Annotated in this window: 20 protein-coding genes and 1 pseudogene; 3 read left to right on the top strand and 18 right to left on the bottom strand. The window is 71.9% G+C overall.

Features of this window, described 5'->3' with window-relative positions; all coding sequences use genetic code 11:
- Positions 1-21 precede the first annotated feature (21 nt).
- Positions 22-504 (top strand): carboxymuconolactone decarboxylase family protein, encoded by a 483-nt coding sequence (locus HYQ63_RS18825; RefSeq protein ID WP_179935006.1) that lies wholly within the window; start codon positions 22-24, stop codon positions 502-504.
- Positions 505-520: 16 nt separating this feature from the next.
- Positions 521-1,306 (top strand): isocitrate lyase/phosphoenolpyruvate mutase family protein, encoded by a 786-nt coding sequence (locus HYQ63_RS18830; protein ID WP_179935007.1) that lies wholly within the window; start codon positions 521-523, stop codon positions 1,304-1,306.
- A gap of 100 nt (positions 1,307-1,406) precedes the next feature.
- Here HYQ63_RS18830 and HYQ63_RS18835 read toward each other — a convergent pair whose 3' ends face one another.
- The 15 genes from HYQ63_RS18835 to purN all read right to left on the bottom strand — a co-directional run bounded on the left by HYQ63_RS18835 (position 1,407) and on the right by purN (position 19,903).
- Positions 1,407-2,396, bottom strand: a complete 990-nt coding sequence (locus tag HYQ63_RS18835) for an ABC transporter substrate-binding protein (RefSeq protein ID WP_257231937.1) — start codon at positions 2,394-2,396, stop codon at positions 1,407-1,409.
- A gap of 1 nt (position 2,397) precedes the next feature.
- Positions 2,398-4,419 (bottom strand): ABC transporter permease subunit, encoded by a 2,022-nt coding sequence (locus tag HYQ63_RS18840; protein WP_218929574.1) that lies wholly within the window; start codon positions 4,417-4,419, stop codon positions 2,398-2,400.
- Between the two features lie 46 nt (positions 4,420-4,465).
- Positions 4,466-5,566, bottom strand: a complete 1,101-nt coding sequence (locus HYQ63_RS18845; RefSeq protein ID WP_179935008.1) for a glycine betaine/L-proline ABC transporter ATP-binding protein — start codon at positions 5,564-5,566, stop codon at positions 4,466-4,468.
- Entirely contained in the window at positions 5,566-7,152 is a 1,587-nt protein-coding gene (locus HYQ63_RS18850; protein WP_179935009.1) for a GMC family oxidoreductase, read from the bottom strand. The genes HYQ63_RS18845 and HYQ63_RS18850 overlap by 1 nt, the downstream gene beginning before the upstream one ends.
- A gap of 202 nt (positions 7,153-7,354) precedes the next feature.
- The gene (locus tag HYQ63_RS18855; protein WP_179935010.1) at positions 7,355-8,857 is read right to left on the bottom strand and encodes an aldehyde dehydrogenase family protein; all 1,503 of its coding nucleotides are present in this window, start codon (positions 8,855-8,857) and stop codon (positions 7,355-7,357) included.
- A gap of 219 nt (positions 8,858-9,076) precedes the next feature.
- Entirely contained in the window at positions 9,077-9,883 is an 807-nt protein-coding gene (locus HYQ63_RS18860) for a serine/arginine repetitive matrix protein 2 (RefSeq protein WP_179935011.1), read from the bottom strand.
- Between the two features lie 143 nt (positions 9,884-10,026).
- On the bottom strand, positions 10,027-10,818 hold the full coding sequence (locus tag HYQ63_RS18865) for a hypothetical protein (protein ID WP_257231938.1): 792 nt from the start codon (positions 10,816-10,818) through the stop codon (positions 10,027-10,029).
- A gap of 1 nt (position 10,819) precedes the next feature.
- Positions 10,820-11,239 carry a hypothetical protein gene (locus HYQ63_RS18870; protein WP_179935012.1) on the bottom strand — a complete coding sequence of 140 codons (420 nt, stop codon included), beginning with the start codon at positions 11,237-11,239 and terminating at the stop codon, positions 10,820-10,822.
- Positions 11,226-12,953 carry a hypothetical protein gene (locus HYQ63_RS18875; RefSeq protein WP_179935013.1) on the bottom strand — a complete coding sequence of 576 codons (1,728 nt, stop codon included), beginning with the start codon at positions 12,951-12,953 and terminating at the stop codon, positions 11,226-11,228. The genes HYQ63_RS18870 and HYQ63_RS18875 overlap by 14 nt, the downstream gene beginning before the upstream one ends.
- A 135-nt stretch (positions 12,954-13,088) precedes the next feature.
- Positions 13,089-14,078: a malate dehydrogenase gene (locus HYQ63_RS18880; RefSeq protein WP_009717128.1), complete on the bottom strand. Its 990-nt coding sequence runs from the start codon at positions 14,076-14,078 to the stop codon at positions 13,089-13,091.
- A gap of 271 nt (positions 14,079-14,349) precedes the next feature.
- Complete coding sequence (locus HYQ63_RS18885) at positions 14,350-15,633, bottom strand: XRE family transcriptional regulator (RefSeq protein WP_179935014.1); 1,284 nt, start codon at positions 15,631-15,633, stop codon at positions 14,350-14,352.
- Between the two features lie 424 nt (positions 15,634-16,057).
- Entirely contained in the window at positions 16,058-16,681 is a 624-nt protein-coding gene (locus tag HYQ63_RS44780) for a DUF3017 domain-containing protein (protein ID WP_373689116.1), read from the bottom strand.
- Positions 16,671-17,558 (bottom strand): bifunctional methylenetetrahydrofolate dehydrogenase/methenyltetrahydrofolate cyclohydrolase, encoded by an 888-nt coding sequence (locus tag HYQ63_RS18895; RefSeq protein WP_179935015.1) that lies wholly within the window; start codon positions 17,556-17,558, stop codon positions 16,671-16,673. Before HYQ63_RS18895 ends, HYQ63_RS44780 begins: the two co-directional genes overlap by 11 nt.
- Before the next feature lie 138 nt (positions 17,559-17,696).
- The gene (gene purH, locus HYQ63_RS18900; protein ID WP_179935016.1) at positions 17,697-19,259 is read right to left on the bottom strand and encodes a bifunctional phosphoribosylaminoimidazolecarboxamide formyltransferase/IMP cyclohydrolase; all 1,563 of its coding nucleotides are present in this window, start codon (positions 19,257-19,259) and stop codon (positions 17,697-17,699) included.
- Complete coding sequence (gene purN, locus HYQ63_RS18905) at positions 19,256-19,903, bottom strand: phosphoribosylglycinamide formyltransferase (RefSeq protein ID WP_179935017.1); 648 nt, start codon at positions 19,901-19,903, stop codon at positions 19,256-19,258. The genes purH and purN overlap by 4 nt, the downstream gene beginning before the upstream one ends.
- 353 nt (positions 19,904-20,256) lie before the next feature.
- Between purN and HYQ63_RS18910 the strand changes: the two genes are divergently transcribed.
- The gene (locus HYQ63_RS18910; protein ID WP_179935018.1) at positions 20,257-21,213 is read left to right on the top strand and encodes a hypothetical protein; all 957 of its coding nucleotides are present in this window, start codon (positions 20,257-20,259) and stop codon (positions 21,211-21,213) included.
- A 67-nt stretch (positions 21,214-21,280) separates the two neighbouring features.
- Here HYQ63_RS18910 and HYQ63_RS18915 read toward each other — a convergent pair whose 3' ends face one another.
- From HYQ63_RS18915 to sucC, 3 genes and pseudogenes are all read right to left on the bottom strand, one after another.
- On the bottom strand, positions 21,281-23,086 hold the full coding sequence (locus HYQ63_RS18915; protein WP_179935019.1) for a DUF6350 family protein: 1,806 nt from the start codon (positions 23,084-23,086) through the stop codon (positions 21,281-21,283).
- A gap of 192 nt (positions 23,087-23,278) precedes the next feature.
- Positions 23,279-24,084: pseudogene (gene sucD / locus HYQ63_RS18920) on the bottom strand (succinate--CoA ligase subunit alpha).
- 21 nt (positions 24,085-24,105) lie between these two features.
- The gene (sucC, locus tag HYQ63_RS18925) at positions 24,106-25,278 is read right to left on the bottom strand and encodes an ADP-forming succinate--CoA ligase subunit beta (protein ID WP_179935020.1); all 1,173 of its coding nucleotides are present in this window, start codon (positions 25,276-25,278) and stop codon (positions 24,106-24,108) included.
- Positions 25,279-25,512 lie beyond the last annotated feature (234 nt).

The raw sequence follows: 25,512 nt of genomic DNA on the forward strand, positions 1-25,512 counted from the left end.
TGAGGTTCTAGCGTGGACTGCATGACGACATCGGAGAGCACCTCCCCGCACGGTCCCCGGATGAGCTTCGCGCACGCGGCCCCCGCGGTCTACAAGGCCATGATCCAGCTGGACGCGGCGGCCCGTCAGGGCCTGGAGCCCGCGCTGACGGAGCTGGTCAAGATCCGCGCCTCGCAGATCAACCACTGTGCGTTCTGCATCGACATGCACATCAAGGACGCCCGGGCGGCGGGCGAGTCCGAGGAGCGGATCTATCTGCTCAACGCCTGGGAGGAGGCGGCCGGCGTCTACACCGAGAAGGAGCAGGCCGCGCTCGCCCTGACCGAGGCGGTCACCGTCCTGATCGACGGCGTCCCGGACGAGGTGTACGACCGGGCCGCCAAGCACTTCGAGGAGCAGGAGCTGGCCCAGCTCATCGCGCTCATCTTCACCATCAACGCCTGGAACCGGATCGGGGTGACCACCCGCAAGGTCCCGGGCTCCTACAAGCCGACCGCGGGCTGAGAACGAGGGGGTTCCCATGACGACCAGCGCCACGGCCGAGGCCAGGGCGTTCCGCGCGATGCACCACGGCCGGGACGCGGAGACGCCGCTCGTGCTGCCCGGTCCCTGGGACGCCGGTTCGGCCCGCGCCTTCGTGGACGCGGGCTTCCCGGCGCTGGCGACGCCGAGCGCCGGGATCGCGGCGTCGCTGGGCTTCCAGGACGGCCGGACACCGGCCGAGGAGATGTTCGCCGCGGTGGCCCGGATCGTCCGCGCCGTGGAGGTACCGGTGTCGGTGGACCTGGAGAGCGGCTACGGCCTCGACGCCAAGGAGCTGGTCGAACGGCTGCTGGAGACCGGGGCGGTGGGCTGCAACCTGGAGGACTCCGACGCGCTGACCAAGCAGCTGGCCGACCCGCGGGAGCAGGCGGACCGGCTGGCGGCGGTGCGGGCCGAGGCGGGCGACGGCCTGGTGATCAACGCCCGGATCGACACCTTCGCCCGCGGCGAGTTCGCCCAGGGCGGGGCCGAGGACACCGAGCGCGCGGCCGAGGCGGCGATCGAGCGCGGGCGGGCCTATGCGGCGGCGGGCGTGGACTGCGTCTATCCGATCTTCGCGCCGCCGGAGCTGCTGCCCCGGCTCGCGGCCGCCATCGGCATACCGGTCAACGCGGCGGCCTTCGCACCGGACGGCCCCTCGCCCGCCGAGCTGGGGCGGCTCGGCGTCACCCGCGTCACCTTCGGCCCCCGGCTCTTCCGCGAGACGATGTCCGCCGCGCGGGACCTGGCTGGGCAGCTGGGCCCCGCGCCGTCCACCCCATGAGGAGACCGCATGAGGAGGACGGGGCGGGGCCCGGCCGGGTGACGCCTTCAGGGCGCTGCTACGAAAAGGTGCCTCAAGAGGCGTCCCTTTCACCAGGCGCCTAGCGCAGCCACTGCTTCCAGACGTCGGGGTGCGCCTTGACCCACTTCTTGGCCGCGTCCTGTGCCGACATCCCGTCCGAGGCGATCAGCTCGGACACCTCGTTCTGGTCCTTCTTGGTCCAGCGGAACTTCTTCAGGAAGGCGGCGGCCTTGCCGCCCTCCTTGGCGAAGTCCGCGTTGAGGTACTTCTGGAGCGGGGTGGTCGGGTAGGCGCAGTCGATGGAGTCGGGGTCCTTCTCGCCCTTGGCAGCGCACTTGTCCGTGTACTTGGGCAGCTTCACCTCGACCATCGGCACCTGGTTGAACAGCCACTGCGGCTCGTACCAGTACGACAGGAAGGGCTTCTTCTGCTTGGCGAACTGCTTCATCTGGGTGATCTGGGCGGATTCCGAACCGGCGAAGACGATCTGGTAGTTCAGATTCAGGTTCTTCACCAGCGCCTTGTCATTGGTGACATAGGACGGGGAGCCGTCCAGCAGCTGGCCCTTCCCACCGCTCTCCGCGGTCTTGAAGGTCTTGGCGTACTTGTTGAGGTTCTTCCAGTTGAGGACGTCCGGATGCTTGTCGGCGAAGTACTTCGGCACCCACCAGCCGATGTGGCCGGTGACGCCGAGGTCGCCGCCCGACGCGATCGTCTTCTTGTCCTTGACGTAGCGCTGTTCCTGCTCCGGGTGGCCCCAGTCCTCCAGGATCGCGTCCACCCGGCCCTGGCTGAGCGCGTCCCACGCCGGAACCTCGTCCACCTGGACGGTGTCGACGTGGTAGCCCAGCTCATGCTCCAGCAGGTACTGGGCGACGGCCACGTTGGCCTGTGCTCCGACCCAGGACTGGACGGAGAGCGTCACGCTCTTCGCGCCGCCCACATTGGCGTACGGCGAGGACTGCTTGGACATGTCCGCCGCGCCGCAGCCGGTCGCGGTGAGCAGGGCCGTGACCCCGGTGGCGGCCATCAGCAGCTGCCGACGGCGAGGGTTATGGGCCGTAGCCATCTCAGGCCCCCTTCCTGTCGCGGCGCGCGGTCGGCTGGGTCACCCGGTCGAGCATCAGCCCCAGGCAGACGATCGCCGCGCCCGCCACCAGACCGGTCGCCAGGTCGCCCTGCGCCAGGCCGAACAGCACGTCGTAGCCGAGCGCGCCCGAGCCGACCAGACCGCCGATGACGACCACGGCCAGCACCAGCACCACGCCCTGGTTGACGGCGAGCAGCAGCGCCGGACGGGCCAGCGGCAACTGGACCTGGCGCAGCTGCTGCCCCTGCGTGGCACCGAGCGAGCGCGCCGACTCCAGCGCGGACGGGTCGACGTTCCGGATCCCCTGGGTGGTGATGCGGATGACGGCGGGCAGCGCGTAGACGATGGCCGCGGCCGCCGCCGGGGCGCGGCCGACGCCGAACAGCGCGACCACGGGGATCAGGTACACGAACTGCGGCATGGTCTGGCACACGTCCAGCACCGGTCGCAGCATCCGCTCCAGCCGGGTGCTGCGCGCGGCCCAGATGCCGATCGCGAAACCGAGGACCAGCGTGACGACGACGGCCGCCAGCACCTGGGAGAGGGTGTCCATGGACGAACTCCACACGCCGAGCACGCCGATCGCGGCCATGGCGGCAGTGGCGGTCAGCGCGGTGGCCCAGGTGCCGATCAGCCAGGCCAGCGCCGCGACGATCAGCAGGATCCCGTACCACGGGATGCCCTGGAGCCCCTCACGCAGCGGGTCGAGGACCCACTTGAGGTAGTTCGCGGCCCATTCGGCGGTGCCGCCGACGACCGGCACACCGGTGTAGAGGTGGTCGACCATCCATTCCTTGAACTGGTTGACGGGCCCCTCGATGGCGACGGTCCAGCCGCCCGGCCAGGTCTGGGAGCCGATCAGCCGTCCGGCGAGGGTGATGACCGCGGTGATCACCGCGACACCTGCCCACGCGGGCCAGCCGCGCAGCAGCCGGGAGCCGCCCTCGGCCGGGGGCGTACCGAGCCGCTCGCCCGCCGCTCCAATGGTGCGGTCCATGACGACGGCGAGGAGCACGATCGGGAGTCCCGCGGCGAGCGCCTTGCCGACGTCGACGCTGGACAGCGCCTGGTAGACGCGGTCACCGAGACCGCCGCCGCCGATCACGGACGCGATCACGGCCATGGACAGCGCCATCATGATCGTCTGGTTGACGCCCAGCATCAGTTCCTTGCGGGCCAGCGGGAACCGGGCGGACAGCAGCCGCTGCCGCCAGGTCGCGCCGAGCGAGGCCACGGCCTCCAACACCCCGGCGTCCGCGCCGCGCAGACCGAGGGCGGTGAGCCGGGCCATGGGCGGAGCCGCGTAGATCACGGTGGCCAGCACCGCGCCGGGCACGCCATTGCCGAAGATCATCACGACGGGCAGCAGATACGCGAACGCGGGCAGCACCTGCATGGTGTCCAGCACCGGACGCAGCGCCCGGAACGCCCATTCGGAGAGGCCGCCGGCCAGGCCCAGCAGTCCGCCGATGACGACGGAGGCGGCAACGGCCACGGTCATCAGCGCGAGCGTCTGCATCGTCGGCACCCACATGCCCAGCACTCCGCAGACGGCGAGCGACACGAGGGTCGTCACCGCGACCCGCACCCCCGCGAGCCGCCAGGCGACCAGGGTCAGACCGGCGGTGACACCGGCCCAACCGAGGGCGAGCAGGGCGACGTAGACGACGCGGACGCCGGTGATGACGGCTTGGCTGATGTGGCCGAAGAAGTAGAGGAAGATCCAGTGACTGTCACGGTTGTCGAGGATCCAGTCGCTGGCCTTTTCCAGCGGGCCGGACACATCGACGGTCAGCGCGTCGGGCCAACTGGCACCGGCCCACTTGGCGTGGGCGAGCGGTACGAGCACGGCGGCGATCACCGCGAGCACCGCGAGCTTGCGGACGGCCCGGCTGCTGACGGCTGCGCGCAGCAGCGACGGGCGCGCTTCGTCCGCGGCGGTCTTGTCCGCGGACGGCCCGGTGTCGGGGTCGGTACGGGGGCGGGTGGTCGTCGCGCTCACACGCGCCTCCCGGTGCCGCCGGGCGGGAAGGGGGTCAGGGGCGTACTCATGCGGCGGCCGCCTCCTTTCCGTCCAGGCCCGCGACGACGCTGAGCAGGCAGGCGTGGTCGACGACGCCCAGGCAGCGGCCGCCGTCGACGACGCGCGCGGGGCCGCCGGAACGGGCCACGGCCTCGATCGCGTCGGCGACGGTGGTGCCCGGGGTCAGCGCGGGGCCGCCGTCCTTCTCGTCGGACTTCGCGGGGCGCATCGCGCGGCGCACGGTCAGCACCTGCTCGCGCGGCACATCGCGGACGAAGTCCCGTACGTAGTCGTCGGCCGGGGAGCCGACGATCTCCTCCGGGGTGCCGAGCTGCACGATGCCGCCGTCGCGCATCAGCATGATGCGGTCGCCGAGCCGCAGCGCCTCGCTGAGGTCATGGGTGATGAACACCATCGTCCGGCCCTCGTCGTGGTGCAGCCGGATGACCTCCTCCTGCATGTCGCGGCGGATCAGCGGGTCGAGCGCGCTGAACGGCTCGTCGAACAGCAGCACCTCGGGGTCGACGGCGAGCGCCCGGGCCAGGCCCACGCGCTGCTGCTGACCGCCGGAGAGCTGGCCGGGGCGGCGGCGCTCCAGGCCGCTGAGGCCGACCTTCTCCACCATCTCGGCGGCCTTGGCGCGGCGCTCGGCCTTGCCGACGCCCTGGATCTCCAGGCCGTAGGCGATGTTGTCGAGGACGGAGCGGTGCGGCAGCAGCCCGAAGTGCTGGAAGACCATGGCGGCGCGGTGGCGGCGCAGATCGCGCAGCCGGGCCTTGTCCATGGCCATGACGTCCTCGCCGTCGATCTTCAGCGTCCCGGAGGTGGGCTCTATCAGCCGGGTGAGGCAGCGCACCAGGGTGGACTTGCCGGAGCCGGACAGTCCCATGACCACGAACACTTCGCCCGGCTCGACGTCGAAGGAGACGTCCCGGACGGCGGCCGTGCAGCCGGTGCGGGCGCGCAGATCCGCGGCGGACAGCTCGGCCTCGGGCGAGCCGGGGACGCGGTCGGCCTTCGGGCCGAACACCTTCCACATGTCGCGGACCGAGAACACCGGGGTGCGGTCGCCGGTCTCAGGGGTCTTGGGGTTGTCGGGCGTCTCGGGGGCCAGGGTCGTAGCCATCACGCCTCACCTCCCGGAGCGAGCTGGGCGGCTCGGTCGCGCGATCGGTACCGGACCTGGTCACGCTCCCCGACCAGCAGGTCCGCGCACTTCTCACCGACCATCAGTACTCCGATCATGGGGTTCACAGCGGGCATCGTCGGGAAGACGGACGCGTCGGCGATCCGGATGCCGGACAGGCCGCGGATCCGCAGATCGGGGCCGACCACGGCGAGGTCGTCGTCGGGGGCGCCCATCTTGCAGGTGCCCGCGGGGTGGTAGACGGTGTGCGCGACCTTACGGGCGTACTCGCTGATCTCCTCGTCCGAGGTGATCTCCGGACCCGGGCACACCTCGCGCTTGAGCCAGTGGGCCAGCGGCTCGGTCTTGGCGATCTCGCGGGCGAGCCGGATGCCGTCGACCAGCGTGCGGCCGTCGTAGTCCTCCTCGTCCGTGAAGTAGCGGAAGTCGAGGGCGGGCTTGACCTCGGGGTCGGCGCTCGTCAGGTAGAGGCGGCCGCGGCTGCGCGGCTTGGGGATGTTGGGGGTCATCGACACGCCGTGCTCGGGCTTCTCGTAGCCCAGTCGCTCGGGGTTGTCGGTGAACGGGATCTGGTAGAAGTGGAACATCAGATCCGGACCCTTGGACTCCGGGTCGCGGCGTACGAACAGGCCGGCGTCCGAGTCCATCGCGGAGTTGTCCGGGATCGGGCCGTCCGTCTCCCACACGATCACCGACTCGGGGTGGTCGAGCAGGTTCTCACCGACGCCCGGCAGATCGACCTTGACGGGGATGCCCAGCGCCTCCAGGTCGGCCTTGGGGCCGATGCCGGAGTGCATCAGCAGCCGCGGGGTGTCCACCGCGCCCGCACAGACCAGCACCTCGGTCCGCGCCTCGACGAGGATCTCCTCGCCGTCCTTGGTACGGACGTGGACGCCGGTGGCCCGGCCGCTGTCGTCCAGCTCCAGCTTGTACGCCCAGGTCTCCAGCATGATGTGGAGGTTCGGCCGGTCCAGGAAGGGGTGCAGATAGGCGACCGACGCCGAGGAGCGCTTGTTGTTCTCCGGGTGGTACGAGAGGTCGAAGAAGCCGGCGCCCTCGTGGAACGGCTTCTTGTTGAAGCCCTCGACGCGCGGCACGTCGGCGGCGGCCTGGGCGGCCTCCACGAAGTCCCGGGCGATCGCGTTCCGGTCCTTCTCGTCCACCGGAACGATGTTGTTGCGCAGCTTGTGGAAGTACGGGTCCATGGCGGTGGCGTCCCAGCCCTCGGCACCCGCCTCGGCCCACTCGTCCCAGTCGCCCGGCAGCGGTTTGAACGAGATCAGGGTGTTGTGCGAGGAGCATCCACCCAGCACCCGGGCGCGGCTGTGCCGGATGTGCGAGTTGCCGCGCGGCTGCTCGACCGTGGGGTAGTCGTAGTCCAGGTCGCCGCCGAGCAGACCCAACCAGCGTCGCAGGGTGAGGACATCGGGGCGGTCGATGTCGGAGGGGCCGCCCTCGATGACGGCGACGCGGACGTCCGGATCCTCCGTGAGCCGGGAGGCGATCACCGATCCTGCGGTGCCTCCGCCGATGACGACGTAATCGTATGCGTCAGGTACGGGCATGGTGGGAGTTGCTCCTCGCGGTCTTCCGGTCCTCCGGGACGGCCCGCACGGGTGCGGACCGTGGGCCGTCCCCGGAGGGAGGTGGGGGTTGCGGATGAAGGGGGGAGTCGCCGGGCGCCGTCATCGGACGCAACGGGGCCCGGGCCCGGCGGGAGGTCCGGGCCCGGCCGTGCCGCCCCGGGCGGGGGCCGGCGGCGGGGCGTCAGCCGCCGAACCAGCGCACCGGGCTGGGCCGCAGGTTCTCGTAGACATGCTTGGTCTCGCGGTACTCGTCCAGGCCCGCCGGGCCCAGCTCACGCCCGACGCCGGACTTGCCGAAGCCGCCCCATTCGGCCTGCGGGAGGTAGGGGTGGAAGTCGTTGATCCACACGGTGCCGTGACGCAGCCGCGCGGCGACCCGGCGGGCGCGCGCGGTGTCGGACGACCAGACCGCGCCGGCCAGGCCGTATTCCGTGTCGTTGGCGAGCGTCACAGCCTCATCTTCGGTGCTGAAGGTCTCCACCGAAAGGATCGGGCCAAACGTTTCTTCTCGGACGACCCGCATCTCACGGTGGCACTGGTCGAGCACGGTCGGCAGGTAGAAGTAGCCGCTCGCGGGGCGGACGTCGGACGGCTCGGGCTGCTTGCCGCCGGTCCGCAGCACCGCGCCCTCCTCCAGGGCGGACGCCACGTATGCCTGGGTCTTGGCGAGCTGCTGGGCCGAGACGAGCGGACCGCACTCGACACCCTCTTCGGTGCCGCGGCCCAGCTTGATCTTCTCGGCGCGGCGGACCAGCTCGGCAACGAACCGCTCGCGCACCGACTCCTCGATGATCAGTCGGGCACCGGCCGAGCAGACCTGGCCGCTGTGGATGAAGGCGGCGTTCAGCGCCTGGTCGACGGCGGTGTCGAAGCCCTCGTCGGTGGCGCAGGCGTCGGCGAAGACGACGTTCGGGTTCTTGCCGCCCAGCTCCAGGGCGACCTTCTTCACGCTCGGCGCGGCGGCCTGGGCCACCTTGGTGCCGCTGACCAGACCGCCGGTGAAGGACACCAGGTCCACATCCGGGTGCTCGGACAGCCGGGCGCCGACCGGGTCGCCCGCGCCGGTCACCAGGTTGGCCACACCGTTCGGCAGGCCCGCCTCGACCAGCAGCTGCACCAGGTGGATGGTGGACAGCGGGGTCACTTCGCTGGGCTTGATGACGAAGGTGTTGCCCGCCGCGAGCGCCGGGGCCACCTTCCAGCTGGCCTGGAGCAGCGGATAGTTCCAGGGGGTGATCATCGCGCAGACCCCGACCGGCTCGTGCACCACGACGCTGTGCACATCGGGGCTGCCCGCGTCGACCACACGGCCGGCCGACTCGCCCGCGACCAGCTCGGCGAAGTAGCGGAAGGCGTTGGTCACGTCGTCGACGTCGACCCGGCCCTCCTCCAGGGTCTTGCCGGTGTCCCGGCTCTCCAGGAGCGCGATCACCTCACGGTCGCGCTGGAGCAGATCGGCGACCCGCCGCAGCAGCGCCGCCCGCTCGGCGACGGGGGTGTGCGGCCAGGGGCCGCTGTCGAAGGCGCGGCGCGCGGCGGCGATGGCCGCGTCGGTGTCCTCGGCGCCGCCCTCGGCCACGATCGCGAGCGTCTTGGCATCCGCGGGGTCGAGAACCTCCCGCTGCGCGCTGGATGCGGCTGCCCGCCACACCCCGTCCACATGAATGGTCTCGACTGCCGACACGTCTACCTCTGCCTTTCGGTATTGCGAGCGTTTCCGCTGGCCACGCCAGCAACAGGGACCCCTTACCGGTTGCGCGAAACGTATGCGCAAATTTTTCTTGAAAGTGGCACGGCTCACGCGAGGCGGAGGGACGGGCGGCCTACGCTGCGTGCGACGAGCGCGGGGCCGCGAGGTGCTGTGCCAGGCGTCGGGAGCCCGGCATGATCGGCAAGACACCCCCTACGAAGCGGTGCAGTAGGCAGTGGGGCAGAAGGTCTTCAGCACGGTGTCATGGAGCGACTGCTCCTCTGCCCGGTCGTCGGCGGGGCCGATGATCAACACCGCGTACATGGTGCCGTTCTGCGCGGCGAAGCGGCGGTCGAGTATCCGGCGGGCGCCGGACTCCTTGCTCCGGTACGTGTACTCCAGCTGGGCGGGGTCCATGGCGGCCGCGCCCAGCTGGGCGAGGGTGATCCGCTCGTAGCCGCGGTTGCGGGACGCCAGCCGCTCGGCCTCCTGCGCCGACTCGTACGGGGTGGCCTCGGGGCCGTGCAGCTCGAAGACCTGGATCTTGGTGGAGTCGTCGGGCGAGGCATAGAAGACGCTCGGACCCTTCACCGTCCGCCGCCATCCCTCGGGGACGGCGATGTCGAAGCCCTCCGGATCCCGCGCGGTGCTGAAGCCCGCGGGCGGTGCGGAGCCCGTCAGGGACGGCACCGCCGAGGGGAACGCATCCGGCGCCCCGGACGGATGCGCCGAGGGCAGGCCGGACGGCGTGGCGCTCGGCAGTCCCGGCGGACGATCGGTGGGCGCACCGGTCTCGGGCGCGGGATAGACATCGCCCGGCGCGGTGGCGTCCGCGGTCGCCGAGGGAGCGGGCGTCGCGCGGTCCCAGGGCAGCGGGCCCGCCTGGTGCCCGGTGCTTCCGTCACCGCCGAACGCCACCCAGCCGGAGAACGCGATCCCCGCGGTCAGGAACACCGTGACCGCGACCGCCTGCACCACCCGCCGCGTCTCCGCGCCCGGTTCCGAACCCCCGTCAGACATGACCGCTCCCCCTACATCGCATTTTTCTACCGATAAGCCGAGTTAACCGAGTTAGCCGACATACGGTTTACCCAGGATGCGCGCTTCGGCCACCTCCGCTACCGCCCCGAGGCCGGATGGTTCGGCACCGGAGATGGACGCGCTCAGCCCGCCGGGCAGTACGCGGTGGGGCAGAAGGCGCCCAACGCGATCCGCTGCCGCTCCACTTGACGCGGCCACTCATCGGACGGGCCCGCCACCAGCACCGCGTACTGCACTCCGTCCGGCCCGGTGAAGGCGCGGTCGACGACGCGGCGCGGCCCGTACTTCTCGCTGCGGTAGCCGTATTGCAGCTCCGCGTCGGCGTCGTCGCCCGGGCCGAGCCGCTTCAGCCCGTACCGCTTGTAGCCGGGGTTCTTCTTGAGGCTGGTCTCGGCCTGCTTCAGCGCCTCGTACGGGGTGACCTGTGGGCTGGTCAGGGCGAAGACCTGGAGCAGACGGCTCGCGTCGGACGACTCGTAGAAGACCCCCGTATCGCGCTTGACGCGCTGCCAGCCCACCGGGACGTCCAGCGTGAACCCTTCCGGATCCGCGGTGCGCTCATACCCCTGCGGTGGCCCGCTGCCCGCGACGGCCGACCCCGACGGCGACGCGGACGGCTGCACCGACGACGGCACGGCATCGGACGGCGAGGGCGAGACGCTGTCCCAGCCGGACGCGGTCGCGCTCGGGCCGCTGCCCTCCTTCGCCGTGTCATCGCCGCCGTCCGACAGCAGATGCCAGGTGCCGACGCCGATGCCGCCGATGAGCACGACGGCCAGCACCACGAGCAGCACCGGCCCCCGATGCGGGCTGGGCGGCCGTCTGCCCGGGGCGGGTGGCTCGGCACCCTCCCCCACCCAGCGCTGCGCGGCCTCGTCCCAGCGGGGGCCGCGCTCGTCGCTCGGCGTGCTCATCTCAGCCGCCCAGCAGCGCGCCGACCGCCTGGCCGACCGCGACGCCCGACGCCAGCATGCCGATCCCGGCCCCGGCGTCCTGCAACAGCACCCGGAGCCGGACGAGGCGGCCCGCCCCGGCCCGGCCGGTGCGCCGGATCTCGTCCTGGGCACCGGCCAGTTCGTCCGACAGCGCGCCGACCTCGGGGGTGGCCACCAGCCGCTCCAGGTCGGCGGAGAGCTGCTGGACGGCGCGCAGCAGCTCCTCGTACGCGGGGTCGCAGACGGCGTCCTCCTGCGGCCCGTTCACGATGTGGTTGTGGTCGCCGATGCCGACGACACCGCCGCGCACATTGCCGATGCGGATGTTCCCGAACCGCCGCCCGCCCTGGTCCCCGGCCGTGCCCGCGCCGCTTTCCTCGTCCCTCTCAGCCGTCCCCATGGCCGCCTCCCCCTCCGTTGCCCCTGGTGTTGCTGACCGTGTTGTTGTCGCCGACGGTGATGGCGCTGTCCTGTGCGGACTCGATGAAGATGCCGCCACCGCTCACGTTGATGATCTTCTGCTCGAACTCGCCGGTCTCCCATCCGGCTTCGTCCAGCGCCTGCCGCACCCCATTGGCCACCCGGTCCTCGACGCTCTTCAGATAGCGGCTGACGTCCATCTCCTGGAAGAGCGAGGCGCTGTCGTCACTGCCCAGCTCGCGCACGGACTTCCAGGGCCCGTCGGGGATGGCCGTGGCATAGGCGCCCGTGTATGTCCGCACCAAGAAGGCGATCATCCGGAAGCCGTGGATCAGCACGCGGCCCGCGGCCGTGGGCGTACGGGCCACCGCCCACAGCACCTTGCCCGGCAGCCCGTCGCGGCGGTGGGAGTCGGTGAGCCGGTCGATCGCGCGGAAGTCCGGGCGGATCGGGCGCAGCACATGCGGCGCGAACTCCACCATCAGCATGCCGCCCTGGGTGTGCACCCGGACGAAGACGGTGGTGACGACCTCCTCCTGCCAGGCTCCGACCCGGATGCGCAGGAAGTGCCGCCGCACCTCGCCGCCCTCCTCGACCGCCTCCGCCCGCTCCCACTCGAAGTGCGCCTCGCCGTGCGGCGCGAGGGAGCGGCTGCGCAGCCCGGTGGCCTTCACGAATACGCACTCGTCCAGCTCCAGACCGCGCAGCCGGTCGCGGACCTCGACCGACTGCCTCGGCACCGTGGAGGTGCGGGCGCCGTTCCGGGCGGGGGTCCTGGCGGACGGGGTGCGCAGGTTCTCCACCAGCGGCCGGATCCGCTCCAGGATCACCCGGTTGTCGAGCGGCACCGCCGTACGGCCCTCGCGCGGGCGCAGCTCGACCGCGAGCGTCCACGTGGCGTGCGCGGTGCCCGCCCCGAGAAAGGGGTGCTGATCGTGGTAGAGGATCACGGGCGCGTGCTGCTCGCGCCGGATCAGCTCCCGCACCCGCCGGAAGCGGGCGCTGCCGGAGCGCTCGGCGGGGTCCTCGGCCGGAGCGGCGAAGGTCCGCGGATCGAGGTCGGCGGACAGCACCCGGGCCACGTGCTCGCGGTGCAGGGCGACCGCCGCGGCCATCGCGGTGGGGATCAGCAGCGCCGCCCAGGCGGCCCCGGCGCCCGCCCCGGCCGTCAGCCCCGACAGCGAGGTGCTCTCCTCCAGGGCGCTCGGCTCCGGATCGTCCGCGAGGACCAGCTCCAGCGCGGAGGACACATAGGCGATCAGCAGCAGCACCCCGAACACCCACAGCACCGTGGCCAGCCGCCGCCGGGCGGGCGCGATCCCGTCGGAGCCCGGGTAGTCGGCGCGGAAGGGACCCGAGGCACCGCCCCTGGCCCAGGTCGCCAGCAGCAACAGCCCGCAGGACAGCAGGAAGATGACGAAGAAGCCCTTGGCCAGCAGGGCGTGCAGTAACCAGAGCGCGATCAGCAGCAGGGTCCAGCCCGCCTCCAGGCGGCGGGCGCGCAGCGCGTGGGCGAGCACCCGGGAGGCGTCGATGCCCAGCGACGGCGCCACGACGCGCTCCTCGTGGACCAACAGCTCGTCCACGACCGTGTCCCGGAAGTCATCGTCCAGATACGCACCCGCGCACAGCAGGCGCGTGGCCTCACTGTCCGCGTGTCTGGACGCGTGATCACTACGACTGCCTGAGCCCATGCTCTCCCCCCGAGGCCGGCGTCAACCCCTCTTACGGTAGGAGACGGTGGGGCGCAAGGACAGGGAATAGCCGAAGGGTCACTCTCCGGAGTGAATAACGGAGGGTGACCCTTCAGAAGTCCGCAGCGGGGTGCGTCAGATGAGGCCCAGACCGCGCACGGCCTCGCGCTCCTCCTCCAGCTCCTTCACCGACGCGTCGATGCGGGTGCGGGAGAACTCGTTGACGTCCAGGCCCTGGACGATCTCGAACTGCCCGTCCTTGGCGGTGACCGGGAAGGACGAGATCAGGCCCTCCGGCACCCCGTACGAGCCGTCGGAGACCACACCGGCCGAGGTCCAGTCACCGGCGTCGGTGCCGTTGACCCAGGTGTGGACGTGGTCGATGGCGGCGTTGGCGGCGGAGGCGGCCGAGGACGCGCCCCGGGCCTCGATGATCGCGGCGCCGCGCTTGGCGACGGTCGGGATGAAGGTGTCGGCCAGCCACTGCTCGTCGTTGACGACCTCGGCGGCGTTCTTGCCCGCGACCTCGGCGTGGAAGACGTCCGGGTACTGGGTCGCGGAGTGGTTGCCCCAGATCGTGAGCTTCTTGATCTCGCCGACCGGCACCCCGGTCTTCTGGGCGAGCTGCGACAGCGCGCGGTTGTGGTCCAGGCGCGTCATCGCGGTGAAGCGGTCGCCCGGCACGTCCGGGGCGGCGGCCTGGGCGATCAGCGCGTTGGTGTTGGCCGGGTTGCCCACGACCAGGACCTTGATGTCGTCCGCCGCGTGGTCGTTGATGGCCTTGCCCTGCGGCTTGAAGATGCCGCCGTTGGCCTCCAGCAGGTCGCCGCGCTCCATGCCCTTGGTACGCGGGCGGGCGCCGACCAGCAGCGCGACGTTGGCGCCGTCGAAGGCGACGTTCGGGTCGTCGGAGATATCCACGCCGCGCAGCAGCGGGAACGCGCAGTCGTCCAGCTCCATCGCGGTGCCCTCGGCCGCCTTCAGCCCCTGGGGAATCTCCAGAAGCCGCAGTTTCACCGGCACGTCAGCGCCGAGGAGCTGACCGGAGGCGATGCGGAAGAGCAGCGCGTAGCCGATCTGGCCTGCCGCGCCGGTGACGGTGACATTGACGGGAGTGCGGGTCATGGCGGTCTCCTGCGCTGTGTTTGTCCGAGATCTCTTGGTGTCGAGATACCGGCGTCAGGCTATCCGACGGCGGAGCGCGCGCATCCCCGGGCCTCTGTGTCGCTTCTCACCGGTCACGCCCCGGCGGCCGCCTGCCAGGAGGGGGAGTACAGACGGCCGCCCGGTGCCGCACCCGTGGGGGGTCGGCGTGCGTCTGCCCCGATTCCCCGGCGTCATTCCCCACTGCCGGAAAATTCCCCCGGACGGATCCGCGGGGGCTCAGCACACCGGGTCACCCCTGGGGAGTGCCCTGGGCTGCGCCCTGCGGGGTGCCTTCCCGCGGCGTGCAGCCGCGCTGTCCGCCGGTGAGGGTCGCGCACGCGGTGGCCCGCGAGGTGCTGTCCGCCGTGACCATCCGGGTGTACGCGTCGCCGTCCGCGTCGACCGTGCCGCGCTCCGTACGGTCCTGCCCGCCGCCCTTGGCGGGGGCGCCGACCTCCACCCGATCGCCGGGGGCCGCCTGGGCGATACGGGCCCACGCGGCGCCGCAGACCTTGCTGTAGCGGACCTCGATGTACGCCGTCCCGACCATCGCGTTCGCGGTCGTCTTCGCGTACTTGCCGCCGCAGCCCATGGCCTCGGGGTCCTTGCCCGCGCAGCCGCTCCCGGAGCACTTCACCCCGGCCGGGAGCCGGGAGGCGGTGGTGGCGGGGGACTTGACCGGCTCCTGGGCCCGCTTCTCGCCGTCGCCGCCCTGACCGACCAGGAGGACGGCTCCGGCCACTATCAGCAGCGTGCCCACGACGCCCCCGGCGAACAGCGCGATACGGCGCCGGGGTCGCTCGGCGGGGAGCGGCGGACCCGGCTCGTCGGCCGCGGGCGGTACGGGCGGTGTGGGCGCCGCGGGCGGCACGGGCGGCGCGTTCGATTCGGGTGGTGCGGGTGGTGCGGGTGGTGCGTCGGGTACGGGCAACGTGGGCCACGCGCGCGATGACGCCGCCGGAACGGGCTCCACCAGAGGCTGTTCGGGTTCGGGCACGTCAACGCCCTGGACGCCCTGGACGGTCCGGGCGCCCTGGTCGGTCGGAGCCTTCTGGCCGCTCGGAGCGTTCTGAGCGTTCTGGCCGGGATGAGCGTCCTGGCCGGGCTGAGTGTTCTGGCCGTCGGTGGCCGCCGCGGCGGCCGGGCGCGACTTCGCCGACTTGCGTCCGTTCTTCTTCTCCGCCGGGGGCGGCGCGAACTCCTCCAGCGCCGCCCGCGCCCGGTCGACCCGGATCGCCTCCATCGTGACGTCGTGCCGCATCTCGGCGCGGCTCCAGGCCCGCTCCGCCAACTCCCACAGGATGCCGAGGTGACCCGCGTCCGCCCCCGTCGCCTCGGCCAGCGCCTCCACCGCGCCCTGCGGCGGCAGGAGTCTGCCGCCGAGGTAGCGCTCCCAGGAGGTCTTGCTGTAGCCCGTGCGGTCGGCGATGGCCACGACGCTCAGACCGCTGCGGTCGACGAGTCCGCGTAACTGCCCGGTGAACTCCCGCACCTGCGGGTCGAGTTCCTCCGGCAGGTCCCTCCAACGAGGCATGTGCCTCCCCCTGTCCCCCCGTACGTACCTGGTGGTTCCCCTTGGTCTGGTCCCCGTGCCGGCTTCCCGGGGCGTCGATCTGACTACCCAAAGAGATGCCTTGCCCCAGGATGTCAGTTCTCCCCGCAGGGGCGCATCGGAGCATTTCGGACCCGGGGGCGCACTCCCCCTGCGCCAGCTCATCGTTGCGCAGCCGATACCTCGTTGCGGAACGGTCACTTCCGAGCCACAGGGCTCCGACGTCCATTGATCCCGCACAGCTGACACACAACCCTGTTCACCAGGCGGTCCGTCCTTCTTCGGGGGAGAGGACGGACCGCCGTCCGGACCGCGGGGGATGCGAACAAGCCAACGGCGGCCCGTCCTCCCGCGGGGGGTGAGGACGGGCCGCCGTTCGGTTGACGGGCCGCGCGGAGGGCGCGAACTAGCGGACCGTGAAGTGCACCACGTCCTGAAGGAACGGAAGCTTGATCCAGGGGTTCGGCTGGACCATCAGCGACAGCAGCACGATCACCGCGCCGAGCCCGCCGTACGTCAGCAGGTCGGTGAAGCGCGACCGTACGGCCAGCATCCCCACCTCCGGCAGCGCCCACCGCAGCGCCGCGCCCGCCAGCAGGGACAGCCCGATCAGCGCGGTGCCCAACCGGAATCCGTCCAGTGCGACGATCAGCAGCCCCAGCGCGACGCCGCCCACCACCGCGAGGAACGGCCACTGCCGGGCGGCCGACGGGGCGCTGCCGGGCGCGGCCCGGCCGCCGCCCTGCGGACGCGCGGTGTCCCGGGTGATCAGCGGGAAGCGGCGGGACTTGCGGAGCAGCAGCCCGGGCAGCTCCCCGACCGTCGGCTTGCCTCCCGGGGCCTGAGCGCCCGCGGGGCCTGTAGCCGCGGAGTCTTCGGTCGCGGAGTCTTCGGTCGCGGAGTCCTTGGCCGCGGAGTCCCTGGCCCCGGAGTCTTCGGCCGCCACCTGAGCGGTCCGAGCCGCCCGACCCGTCTGCCCCATCTGGCCCGTCTGACCGCTCGCGGGGTCTTCGCTCGCCTCAGCCGTCATGACCGGCACCGCCGTCGGCGGCCGCCTTCGCGTCCCGCTCGGCCGCCTCCACGACGTTGACCAGCAGCTGAGCACGCGTCATCGGGCCGACGCCGCCCGGGTTCGGCGAGATCCAGGCCGCGACCTCGGCGACATCGGGGTGCACATCGCCGGCGATCTTGCCGTGCTCGTCCCGGCTGACGCCCACGTCGAGCACCGCGGCGCCCGGCTTGACGTCCTCGGCCTTGACCAGGTGCCGCACCCCGGCGGCCGCCACGATGATGTCGGCCTGGCGCAGCTGCGCGGACAGGTCGCGGGTGCCGGTGTGGCACAGGGTGACCGTCGCGTTCTCGGAGCGGCGGGTGAGCAGCAGCCCGATCGACCGGCCGACGGTGATGCCGCGGCCGACGACGACCACATGCGCGCCGTTGATCTCCACGCCGTGGTGGCGCAGCAGCTGGATGATGCCCTGCGGCGTGCACGGCAGCGGCGCGGTCTCGTTCAGCACCAGCTTGCCGAGGCTCATCGGGTGCAGCCCGTCGGCGTCCTTGGCCGGGTCGATCAGCTCCAGCACCCGGTTGGTGTCGATGCCCTTGGGCAGCGGCAGCTGGACGATGTAGCCCGTGCAGGCCGGGTCCTCGTTCAGCTCGCGGACCGCCGCCTCGATCTCCTCCTGGGTGGCGGTGTCGGGCAGGTCGCGGCGGATGGACGCGATGCCCACCTGGGCGCAGTCGCGGTGCTTGCCCGCGACGTACCACTTGCTGCCCGGGTCGTCGCCGACGAGCAGGGTTCCGAGGCCGGGATGGACGCCCTTGGCCTTCAGCGCCTCCACGCGGCTGACGAGATCGGACTTGATCGCGGCGGCGGTTGCCTTGCCATCGAGAATCTGGGCGGTCATGGCTTCATCCTCCCGGATGCGGGGACATCGATTCCACTCAGGTCCCGTGAGAGGGGCTGGAGTGGGGGTGGGCGGCGGAGGCCGCACCCCCTGATCTCGGGGTGCGGCCTCCGGTGTCGTCACGTCGCGCGGGACGGCTCAGTGGAAGAAGTGCCGCGTACCGGTGAAGTACATGGTGACGCCCGCCTTGCGGGCCGCCTCGACCACCTGCTCGTCGCGGACCGAGCCGCCCGGCTGCACCACGGCCTTGACGCCCGCCTCGGCCAGCACCTCGAAGCCGTCCGGGAACGGGAAGAAGGCGTCGGACGCGGCGTACGCACCGGCCGCCCGCTCCTCGCCCGCCCGGGCCACGGCCAGCTTCGCCGAGTCGACGCGGTTGACCTGGCCCATGCCGACGCCGACCGTGGCGCTGTCCTTGGCGAGCAGGATCGCGTTGGACTTGACCGCCCGGCAGGCGCGCCAGGCGAAGGCCAGCTCGGCGAGGCCGTCGGCGTCCAGCGCCTCGCCGCTCGCCAGGGTCCAGTGGGCCGGGTCGTCGCCCTCGGCCTGGAACCGGTCCTTGGCCTGCACCAGCGTGCCGCCCTCGATGGGGCGCCGCTCGGTGGCCACCGCGGGGGCGTCGGCGCAGCGCAGCACGCGGATGTTCTTCTTACGGGCCAGCACCTCGACCGCGCCGTCCTCGTACGCGGGGGCGACGATGACCTCGGTGAAGATCTCGGCGACCTGCTCCGCCATGGCGACCGACACCGGGCGGTTGACGGCGATCACGCCGCCGAAGGCCGACAGCGAGTCGCAGGCGTGCGCCTTGCGGTGCGCCTCGGCGACGTCCGCGCCGGTGGCGATCCCGCAGGGGTTGGCGTGCTTGATGATCGCGACGCACGGGTCGGCGTGGTCGTACGCGGCGCGGCGGGCGGCCTCGGTGTCGACGTAGTTGTTGTACGACATCTCCTTGCCGTGCAGCTGCTCCGCGTGCGCGAGGCCCGTGCCGCTGCCGTCGCTGTAGAGCGCGGCGGGCTGGTGCGGGTTCTCGCCGTAGCGCAGGACCTGCTGCCGGGTGAAGGTCGCGCCGGTGAAGTCCGGCCAGTCGCCCTCGTCGGCCCCGTAGCCGTCCGCGAACCAGTTGGCCACCGCCACGTCGTACGCCGCGGTGTGCTGGAACGCCTCGGCGGCCAGGCGCTTGCGCCGCTCCAGGTCGAAGCCGCCGTCGGCGGCGGCCTTGAGGACGTCGCCGTACGCGGCCGGGTTGACGACGACCGCCACGGACGGATGGTTCTTGGCGGCGGCACGGACCATCGACGGACCGCCGATGTCGATCTGCTCGACGCACTCGTCGGGCGAGGCGCCCGAGGCGACCGTCTCGCGGAACGGGTAGAGGTTGACGACGACCAGCTCGAACGGCTCGACGCCCAGCTCGGCGAGCTGGTCGCGGTGCGCGTCGAGGCGCTGGTCGGCGAGGATGCCCGCGTGGACGCGCGGGTGCAGGGTCTTGACGCGGCCGTCCAGACACTCCGGGAAGCCGGTCAGCTCCTCGACCTTGGTCACCGGAACACCCGCCGCCGCGATCTTCGCGGCCGTCGAGCCGGTGGAGACGAGCTGGACACCCGCCGCGTGCAGCCCTTGGGCCAGCTCCTCCAGCCCCGTCTTGTCGTACACGCTGACCAGAGCGCGGCGGATGGGCCGCTTGGTACCTTCGGCGGTCACGGGATCCTTACCTTTCGTCCCTCAATGCGATAGCCGTGACGCGCCAGACGCCCCACGACCTCGACGAGCAGCGAGCGCTCGACTTCCTTGATCCGCTCATGCAGAGCGGACTCGTCGTCCTCGTCCCGGACCTCGACCACGCCCTGGGCGATGATCGGGCCGGTGTCGACCCCGTCGTCGACGAAGTGGACGGTGCACCCGGTCGCCTTCACGCCGTACGCGAGCGCGTCGCGCACCCCGTGGGCACCGGGAAAGCTGGGCAGCAGGGCCGGGTGGGTGTTGACACACCGGCCGCCGAAGCGGGCCAGGAACTCCTTGCCCAGGATCTTCATGAACCCCGCCGAGACCACCAGGTCCGGTGCGTACGCGGCCGTCTCCGCCGCCAGCGCCGCGTCCCACTCGGCGCGGCTCGCGTAGTCCTTCACGCGGCACACGAAGGTGGGGATACCGGCGCGCTCGGCGCGCTCCAGACCGGCGATGTCGCGGCGGTCGGCGCCGACGGCCACGACCTGGGCGCCGTAGGCCGCCGCGCCGTCGTCGGCGATGGCGTCGAGGAGCGCCTGGAGGTTCGTACCGGAGCCGGAGACGAGGACGACGAGGCGGGCAGGGGACCCGGGACGGGCGGGGAGGGGCGGGGAGGCCACGGCGGGGATCTTTCTCGCGGGCGGTGCTGCCGTTTGTGTGGTCGTACAAGGTCATGGCCTGTTGAATTCCGGGGAACTCTACGAAGCCGCCGACCGTCAGCAACGATACCGGCACACGAAGCGGCCCCCGGGGGACGGGGGCGGGCACGGGAGGTAGCGTCTGGACTGGGAATCCAACTGATGCCGTGGGAACGACCGTCGCGCCCGCCCCGCCGAACCGTGCGGCAGGAGCCGTACCCGGACCGGGTGTGCAGGACGACGACACAAGGGGAAGACACATTCCAGATGCCGGATCGACGCCGCCGCGCGGCTCATCGCCTCACTCCGACCCCCACCCGCACCGGGGGGCGGCGATGAGGCGCGCCCGCACGTCGCGTACGACGCCGCTGCTGCGCGAGCAGCAGTCGCCGTCGTCCTCCTCGTCCCCCTCGCCCTCCTCCGCCTCGTCCGCCTCATCCGGGGATCACCACGGCGAGGACCGGCACGAGGACAATCCGTTCGCCCCGCCGCCCGCGGGCAGGCCCGACCAGCCCTGGCAGCCCCGGCACCGGCCCGAGGACGGCGGCGGCAGCGGGGACGGCGGCTCGCACGGCGGCGATAACGGCGCCGGACAGGGCGGCGGTAACGGCGCCGGACAGGGCGCCGGACCGGGCGGTCAGGACGCGCAGGGCGACGACCGGGACGATCAGCCGCAGCAGCCCCCGGCCTGGGGCAGCCAGTGGAGCAGCCGCCAGCCCGGCCGCCAGAGCGGCGGCTTCGGCACCGGCCCCGGCGGCACCCGCCCGCCCGGGCCCGGCGGCCAGGGCGGCGGACCGGGCGGTCCGCGCGGCTGGGACCCCACCGACCCGGCCCAGCGGCGCGCGCGGTACGCACTGCTGGCGGGCATGTGGGCGTTCTTCTTCGCCCTGTTCAGCCTGGCGCAGATCGCGCTGCTGCTCGGCGCGCTCGCCCTGTACTGGGGCATCAGCGCGCTGCGGGCCAAGCCGCGCCGTACCGCCACGGCCACGTCCGCCGCGGTGAGCGGCACCGGGAACGCACCGCTCAACGCCCCGCCCCCGCCGCCCGGCGCCACTCCGGCCCGGCTGCCCGCGCCCGGCTCCGGCTCGTCGAAGCCGCAGTCGACGGCGGCCATCAGCGGTCTGGTGACGGGAGGGCTCGCGCTCGCCATCGTGGCGGCGACGTTCAGCTTCCAGATCGTCTACAAGGACTACTACAGCTGCGTGGAGGACGCCCTCACCCAGACCTCCCGGCACGCCTGCGAAAACCAGCTCCCCAAGGAGCTGCGCCCCCTCCTCAGCACCGGCGAATAACGCCCCCAGACGCGCCGCAGCCGCCCCATATGAGGCGGCTGCGGCGCGTCTACGGCGTCTACGGGGTCTACGGGGTCTCCTCCAGGGGGTCGGGCTTCCGGTGCGGGGCCGGGGCCACCGGATCCACCGAACCCATCGGGCCGGTCGCGCCCACCATGCCGCCCATGAAGTCGGCCATGGTTCCCGCGCCCATGCCGGTGCCGACCCCGGAGCCGAGGCCCGGGCTCGTCGCCGGGTCCTGGGCGCGCTCCGGCTCGCGCGCCCGCTTGCCGCCCTGACGTTTCCTGCCCTGCCGCTTGCCGCCCTTCCGCGGGCTCGGCTTCAGCCACTGCCACCAGGGCTCGGCCATCGCCTTCCGCAGGTCGATGGGCTCGGCCTCCGGCTCCGGCTTGGGCTCCAGCGCCACCCGGGCCAGCGCCTCCTCGTGGGCCACCCGCTCCTTCTCCCGCGCTTCCGCCCTGGCCCGGGCCTTCGCCGCGCGGGCCGCCTTCCACTCCGCCCAGGTCGCCCGGCTGGGGACGTACAGCCGCACCCAGCGCACCACCAGCGCGCCGGGCACCGCGATCGGTCCGGTCCAGGTGAGCGTGGCCACGCCGGTGCGCCACCCGTCGGGGCCGAGGTCGGCGAGGATGCCCACGCCCAGCGGCCCGCCCGACACGGCGGCCAGCAGCGCCATCGCGGCCGAGCAGCCGATCGCCGCGAGCGCCGCCAGCACCGCGGTCTCGCCCCAGCCCCAGGCCGGGCGGGGAGCGCCCTTGCCGGGGCGCCGGGCCGCCGCGACCGCCGTCAGCCAGGCCACCGACGCCCCTGCCAGGGCCCCGGTCAGCCAGTTCAGCGGCCAGTGCGGGCCCTCCGCGGGCAGCGCCGCGACCAGGGGGAAGTGCGGCAGCTGGGGGTAGGAGGTGACGCCGAGCGGGGCGACTACGCTGCCGCCCCCGGCCGCGAATCCGGCGCCGATGCCGTACGCCGCGCCCCACACGATGGCGTTCGGCAGCAGCGCCAGGCTGACCAGCAGCACCGCGAAGCGGCCCTGCCATACGTCACTGAGCTGGAGGAACGCCAGCTGTACGGATCCGGTGTGGCTCAGCATCGAGACCCCGGTGAGCAGGGCGCCGCTGCCGAGCAGCACCAGGAGCCCACCGGCCCCGGCGCGGCACGCGGCGAGCAGCCGCCGCCGTCGGCACCAGCTTCCGCGCAGCCACGCCGCGCATCGGACGACGCCCGCCGCCAGCTGCGGGGCACCGGGAATCCGGCCCAGCGCGGCCTTCGCCCGCGCGGGCAGGCGCACCGGGAACCGGCCGTCGGCCACCCACACGCCGAGGGCCGCGACGGCCACGGCGACGAGCGGCAGATGGATCACGGCGCTGAGCGGGGCGACGTGCAGCGGCCCGGCCGTGGCGTACAGCACGGTCGCCATGCCGACGAGCAGATAGCCGCCGGTCACCCAGCCGAAGGCGGTGCGCGGGTCGACGACGGAGTCCTCGGGCACCCACTGCCCCTCGGCCTCCTCCGCCTGGCCCTGGTAGACCGCGTGCTGCGCGGCGCGGTAGAGCAGCCAGCAGGGCAGCGCGCTGATGAGCAGCGGGGTCAGCCCGACGGGCGCCGGATGGCCGGACAGCGTCTCGGTCCGTACGAGATCGGCGCCGTGCCCGAGGAGCCACAGGTCGGCGGCGACGTGCAGCGCCCCGTCGGGGCTGCTGTCGGGGGACGAGGAGGTGATCCACAGCAGCAGGACGACGACGGCGAGCGTGCCCAGCCCGAGCCCCGCGGCCACCACGCCGCCGAGGAACGCTTCCCTGGCGACGGAGGGGCGCTGGAGCGCGGCACTGCCGCGTGAGGACACCGATGGACTGCGATCGGTCGTTTGGGTCACGGGCCCATGCTGCCAATAACAGTCGTTTCATCCGTACATCAAGCGATTGGTCGCGTGTCGTACGTAATGGGCTTATGTACCTTTTGCGATGCGGTGCCGTGCGGCCGCGGGAACGGCCCCGGGAACACAAAAGGCGCGGGCCCGTACCACCCATCCGGTGGTACGGGCCCGCGTCCGCGTGTGACGGTGACGTCAGCCGGCGAGCGCGGCGCGCGCCAGGCCCGCGGTCTCGGTCGGGGTCTTGCCGACCTTCACGCCCGCGGCCTCCAGGGCCTCCTTCTTCGCCTGGGCGGTGCCGGAGGAACCCGACACGATCGCACCGGCGTGGCCCATGGTCTTGCCCTCGGGCGCGGTGAAGCCCGCCACGTAGCCGACGACCGGCTTGGTGACGTTGGCCTTGATGAAGTCCGCGGCCCGCTCCTCGGCGTCGCCGCCGATCTCGCCGATCATCACGATCAGGTCGGTGTCGGGGTCGGCCTCGAAGGCGGCCAGCGCGTCGATGTGGGTGGTGCCGATGACCGGGTCACCGCCGATGCCGACGCAGGACGAGAAGCCGATGTCACGCAGCTCGTACATCATCTGGTAGGTCAGGGTGCCGGACTTCGACACCAGACCGATCCGGCCGGGCTTGGTGATGTCGGCCGGGATGATGCCCGCGTTCGACTGACCCGGCGTGATCAGACCCGGGCAGTTCGGGCCGATGATGCGGGTCTTGTTGCCCTTCTGACCGGCGTAGGCCCAGAAGTTGGCCGAGTCGTGGACGGCGATGCCCTCGGTGATCACCACGGCGAGCGGGATCTCGGCGTCGATCGCCTCGATGACCGCGTCCTTGGTGAACTTCTCCGGGACGAAGATGACCGTGACGTCGGCGCCGGTGGCCTCGATGGCCTCCTTGACGGAGCCGAAGACCGGAACCTCCGACGGGTGTGCTTCTGACCCTCGGACCCGGTCATCCCCTGGACGATGACCTTGCTTTCCTTGGTGAGGAAGATAGCCATGGTTTCTGGTGACCTCGTCCCTTACTTCGCAGCCAGCTCGGCGGCACGCTCGGCCGCGCCGTCCATGGTGTCCACCTGCTGAACGAGCGGGTGGTTGGCGTCGGTGAGGATCTTGCGACCCAGCTCCGCGTTGTTGCCGTCGAGACGCACGACGAGCGGCTTGCTGACGTCCTCGCCCTTGGACTTCAGCAGCTCCAGGGCCTGGACGATGCCGTTGGCGACGGCGTCGCAGGCGGTGATCCCGCCGAAGACGTTGACGAAGACGGACTTGACGTCCGGGTCGCCGAGGATGATCTCGAGACCGTTGGCCATCACCTCGGCGGAGGCGCCGCCACCGATGTCGAGGAAGTTGGCGGGCTTCACGTTGCCGTGGTTCTCACCGGCGTACGCGACGACGTCGAGGGTCGACATGACCAGACCCGCGCCGTTGCCGATGATGCCGACCTCGCCGTCGAGCTTGACGTAGTTGAGGCCCTTGGCCTTCGCGGCCGCCTCGAGGGGGTTGGCCGCGGCCTTGTCCTCGAGCGCCGCGTGCTCCGGCTGGCGGAACTCGGCGTTGGCGTCCAGCGTCACCTTGCCGTCGAGCGCGATGATCTTGCCGTCACCGGTCTTGACCAGCGGGTTGACCTCGACGAGCAGGGCGTCTTCCTTGATGAAGACGGTCCACAGCTGCTGGAGGACGTCCGCCACCTGGTCGGCGATCTCGGCCGGGAACTTCGCGGCGGCGACGATCTCGGCGGCCTTCTCGGGGGTCACGCCCTCGATGGCGTCCACCGGGATCTTGGCGAGCGCGTCGGGGTTCTGCTCCGCGACGACCTCGATCTCCACGCCGCCCTCGACGGAGGCCATGGCGAGGAAGGTGCGGTTGGTGCGGTCCAGCAGGAAGGAGACGTAGTACTCCTCCTTGATGTCCGCGGTCTGGGCCAGCATCACCTTGTGGACCGTGTGGCCCTTGATGTCCATGCCCAGGATCTGGTTGGCCTTCTCCACGGCGTCGGCCGGGTCGGAGGCCAGCTTGACGCCGCCCGCCTTGCCGCGGCCACCGACCTTGACCTGCGCCTTGACGACCGCACGGCCGCCCAGTCGCTCGGCCACCTCGCGCGCCGCCTCAGGCGTGTTGATGACTTCACCGGCCAGCACCGGTACACCGTGCTTGGCGAAGAGGTCCCTCGCCTGGTACTCGAACAGGTCCACGCGCGTCCGTCCCTTTTCCATGGATATCGCGGTCGTTATCTGCGCGGGCGTGCCGCGCGATGGCCAGCGTGAGGACGCGATCTATAACGAGGGCGGCACACGTGCGCCGGGTACGCGGCATGTCCGTCTCGCAGGCTATAACCACGAGACGTGCCGCCCTAAATCGCAGATCACACTGGAGCGGTGATTACGGTCACAGATCGCGACCGTACGCACCTATCTCACAAACGAAAG

The sequence above is a fragment of the Streptomyces sp. Rer75 genome (assembly GCF_013414305.1).
Classification (GTDB): Bacteria; Actinomycetota; Actinomycetes; order Streptomycetales; family Streptomycetaceae; genus Streptomyces; species Streptomyces himastatinicus.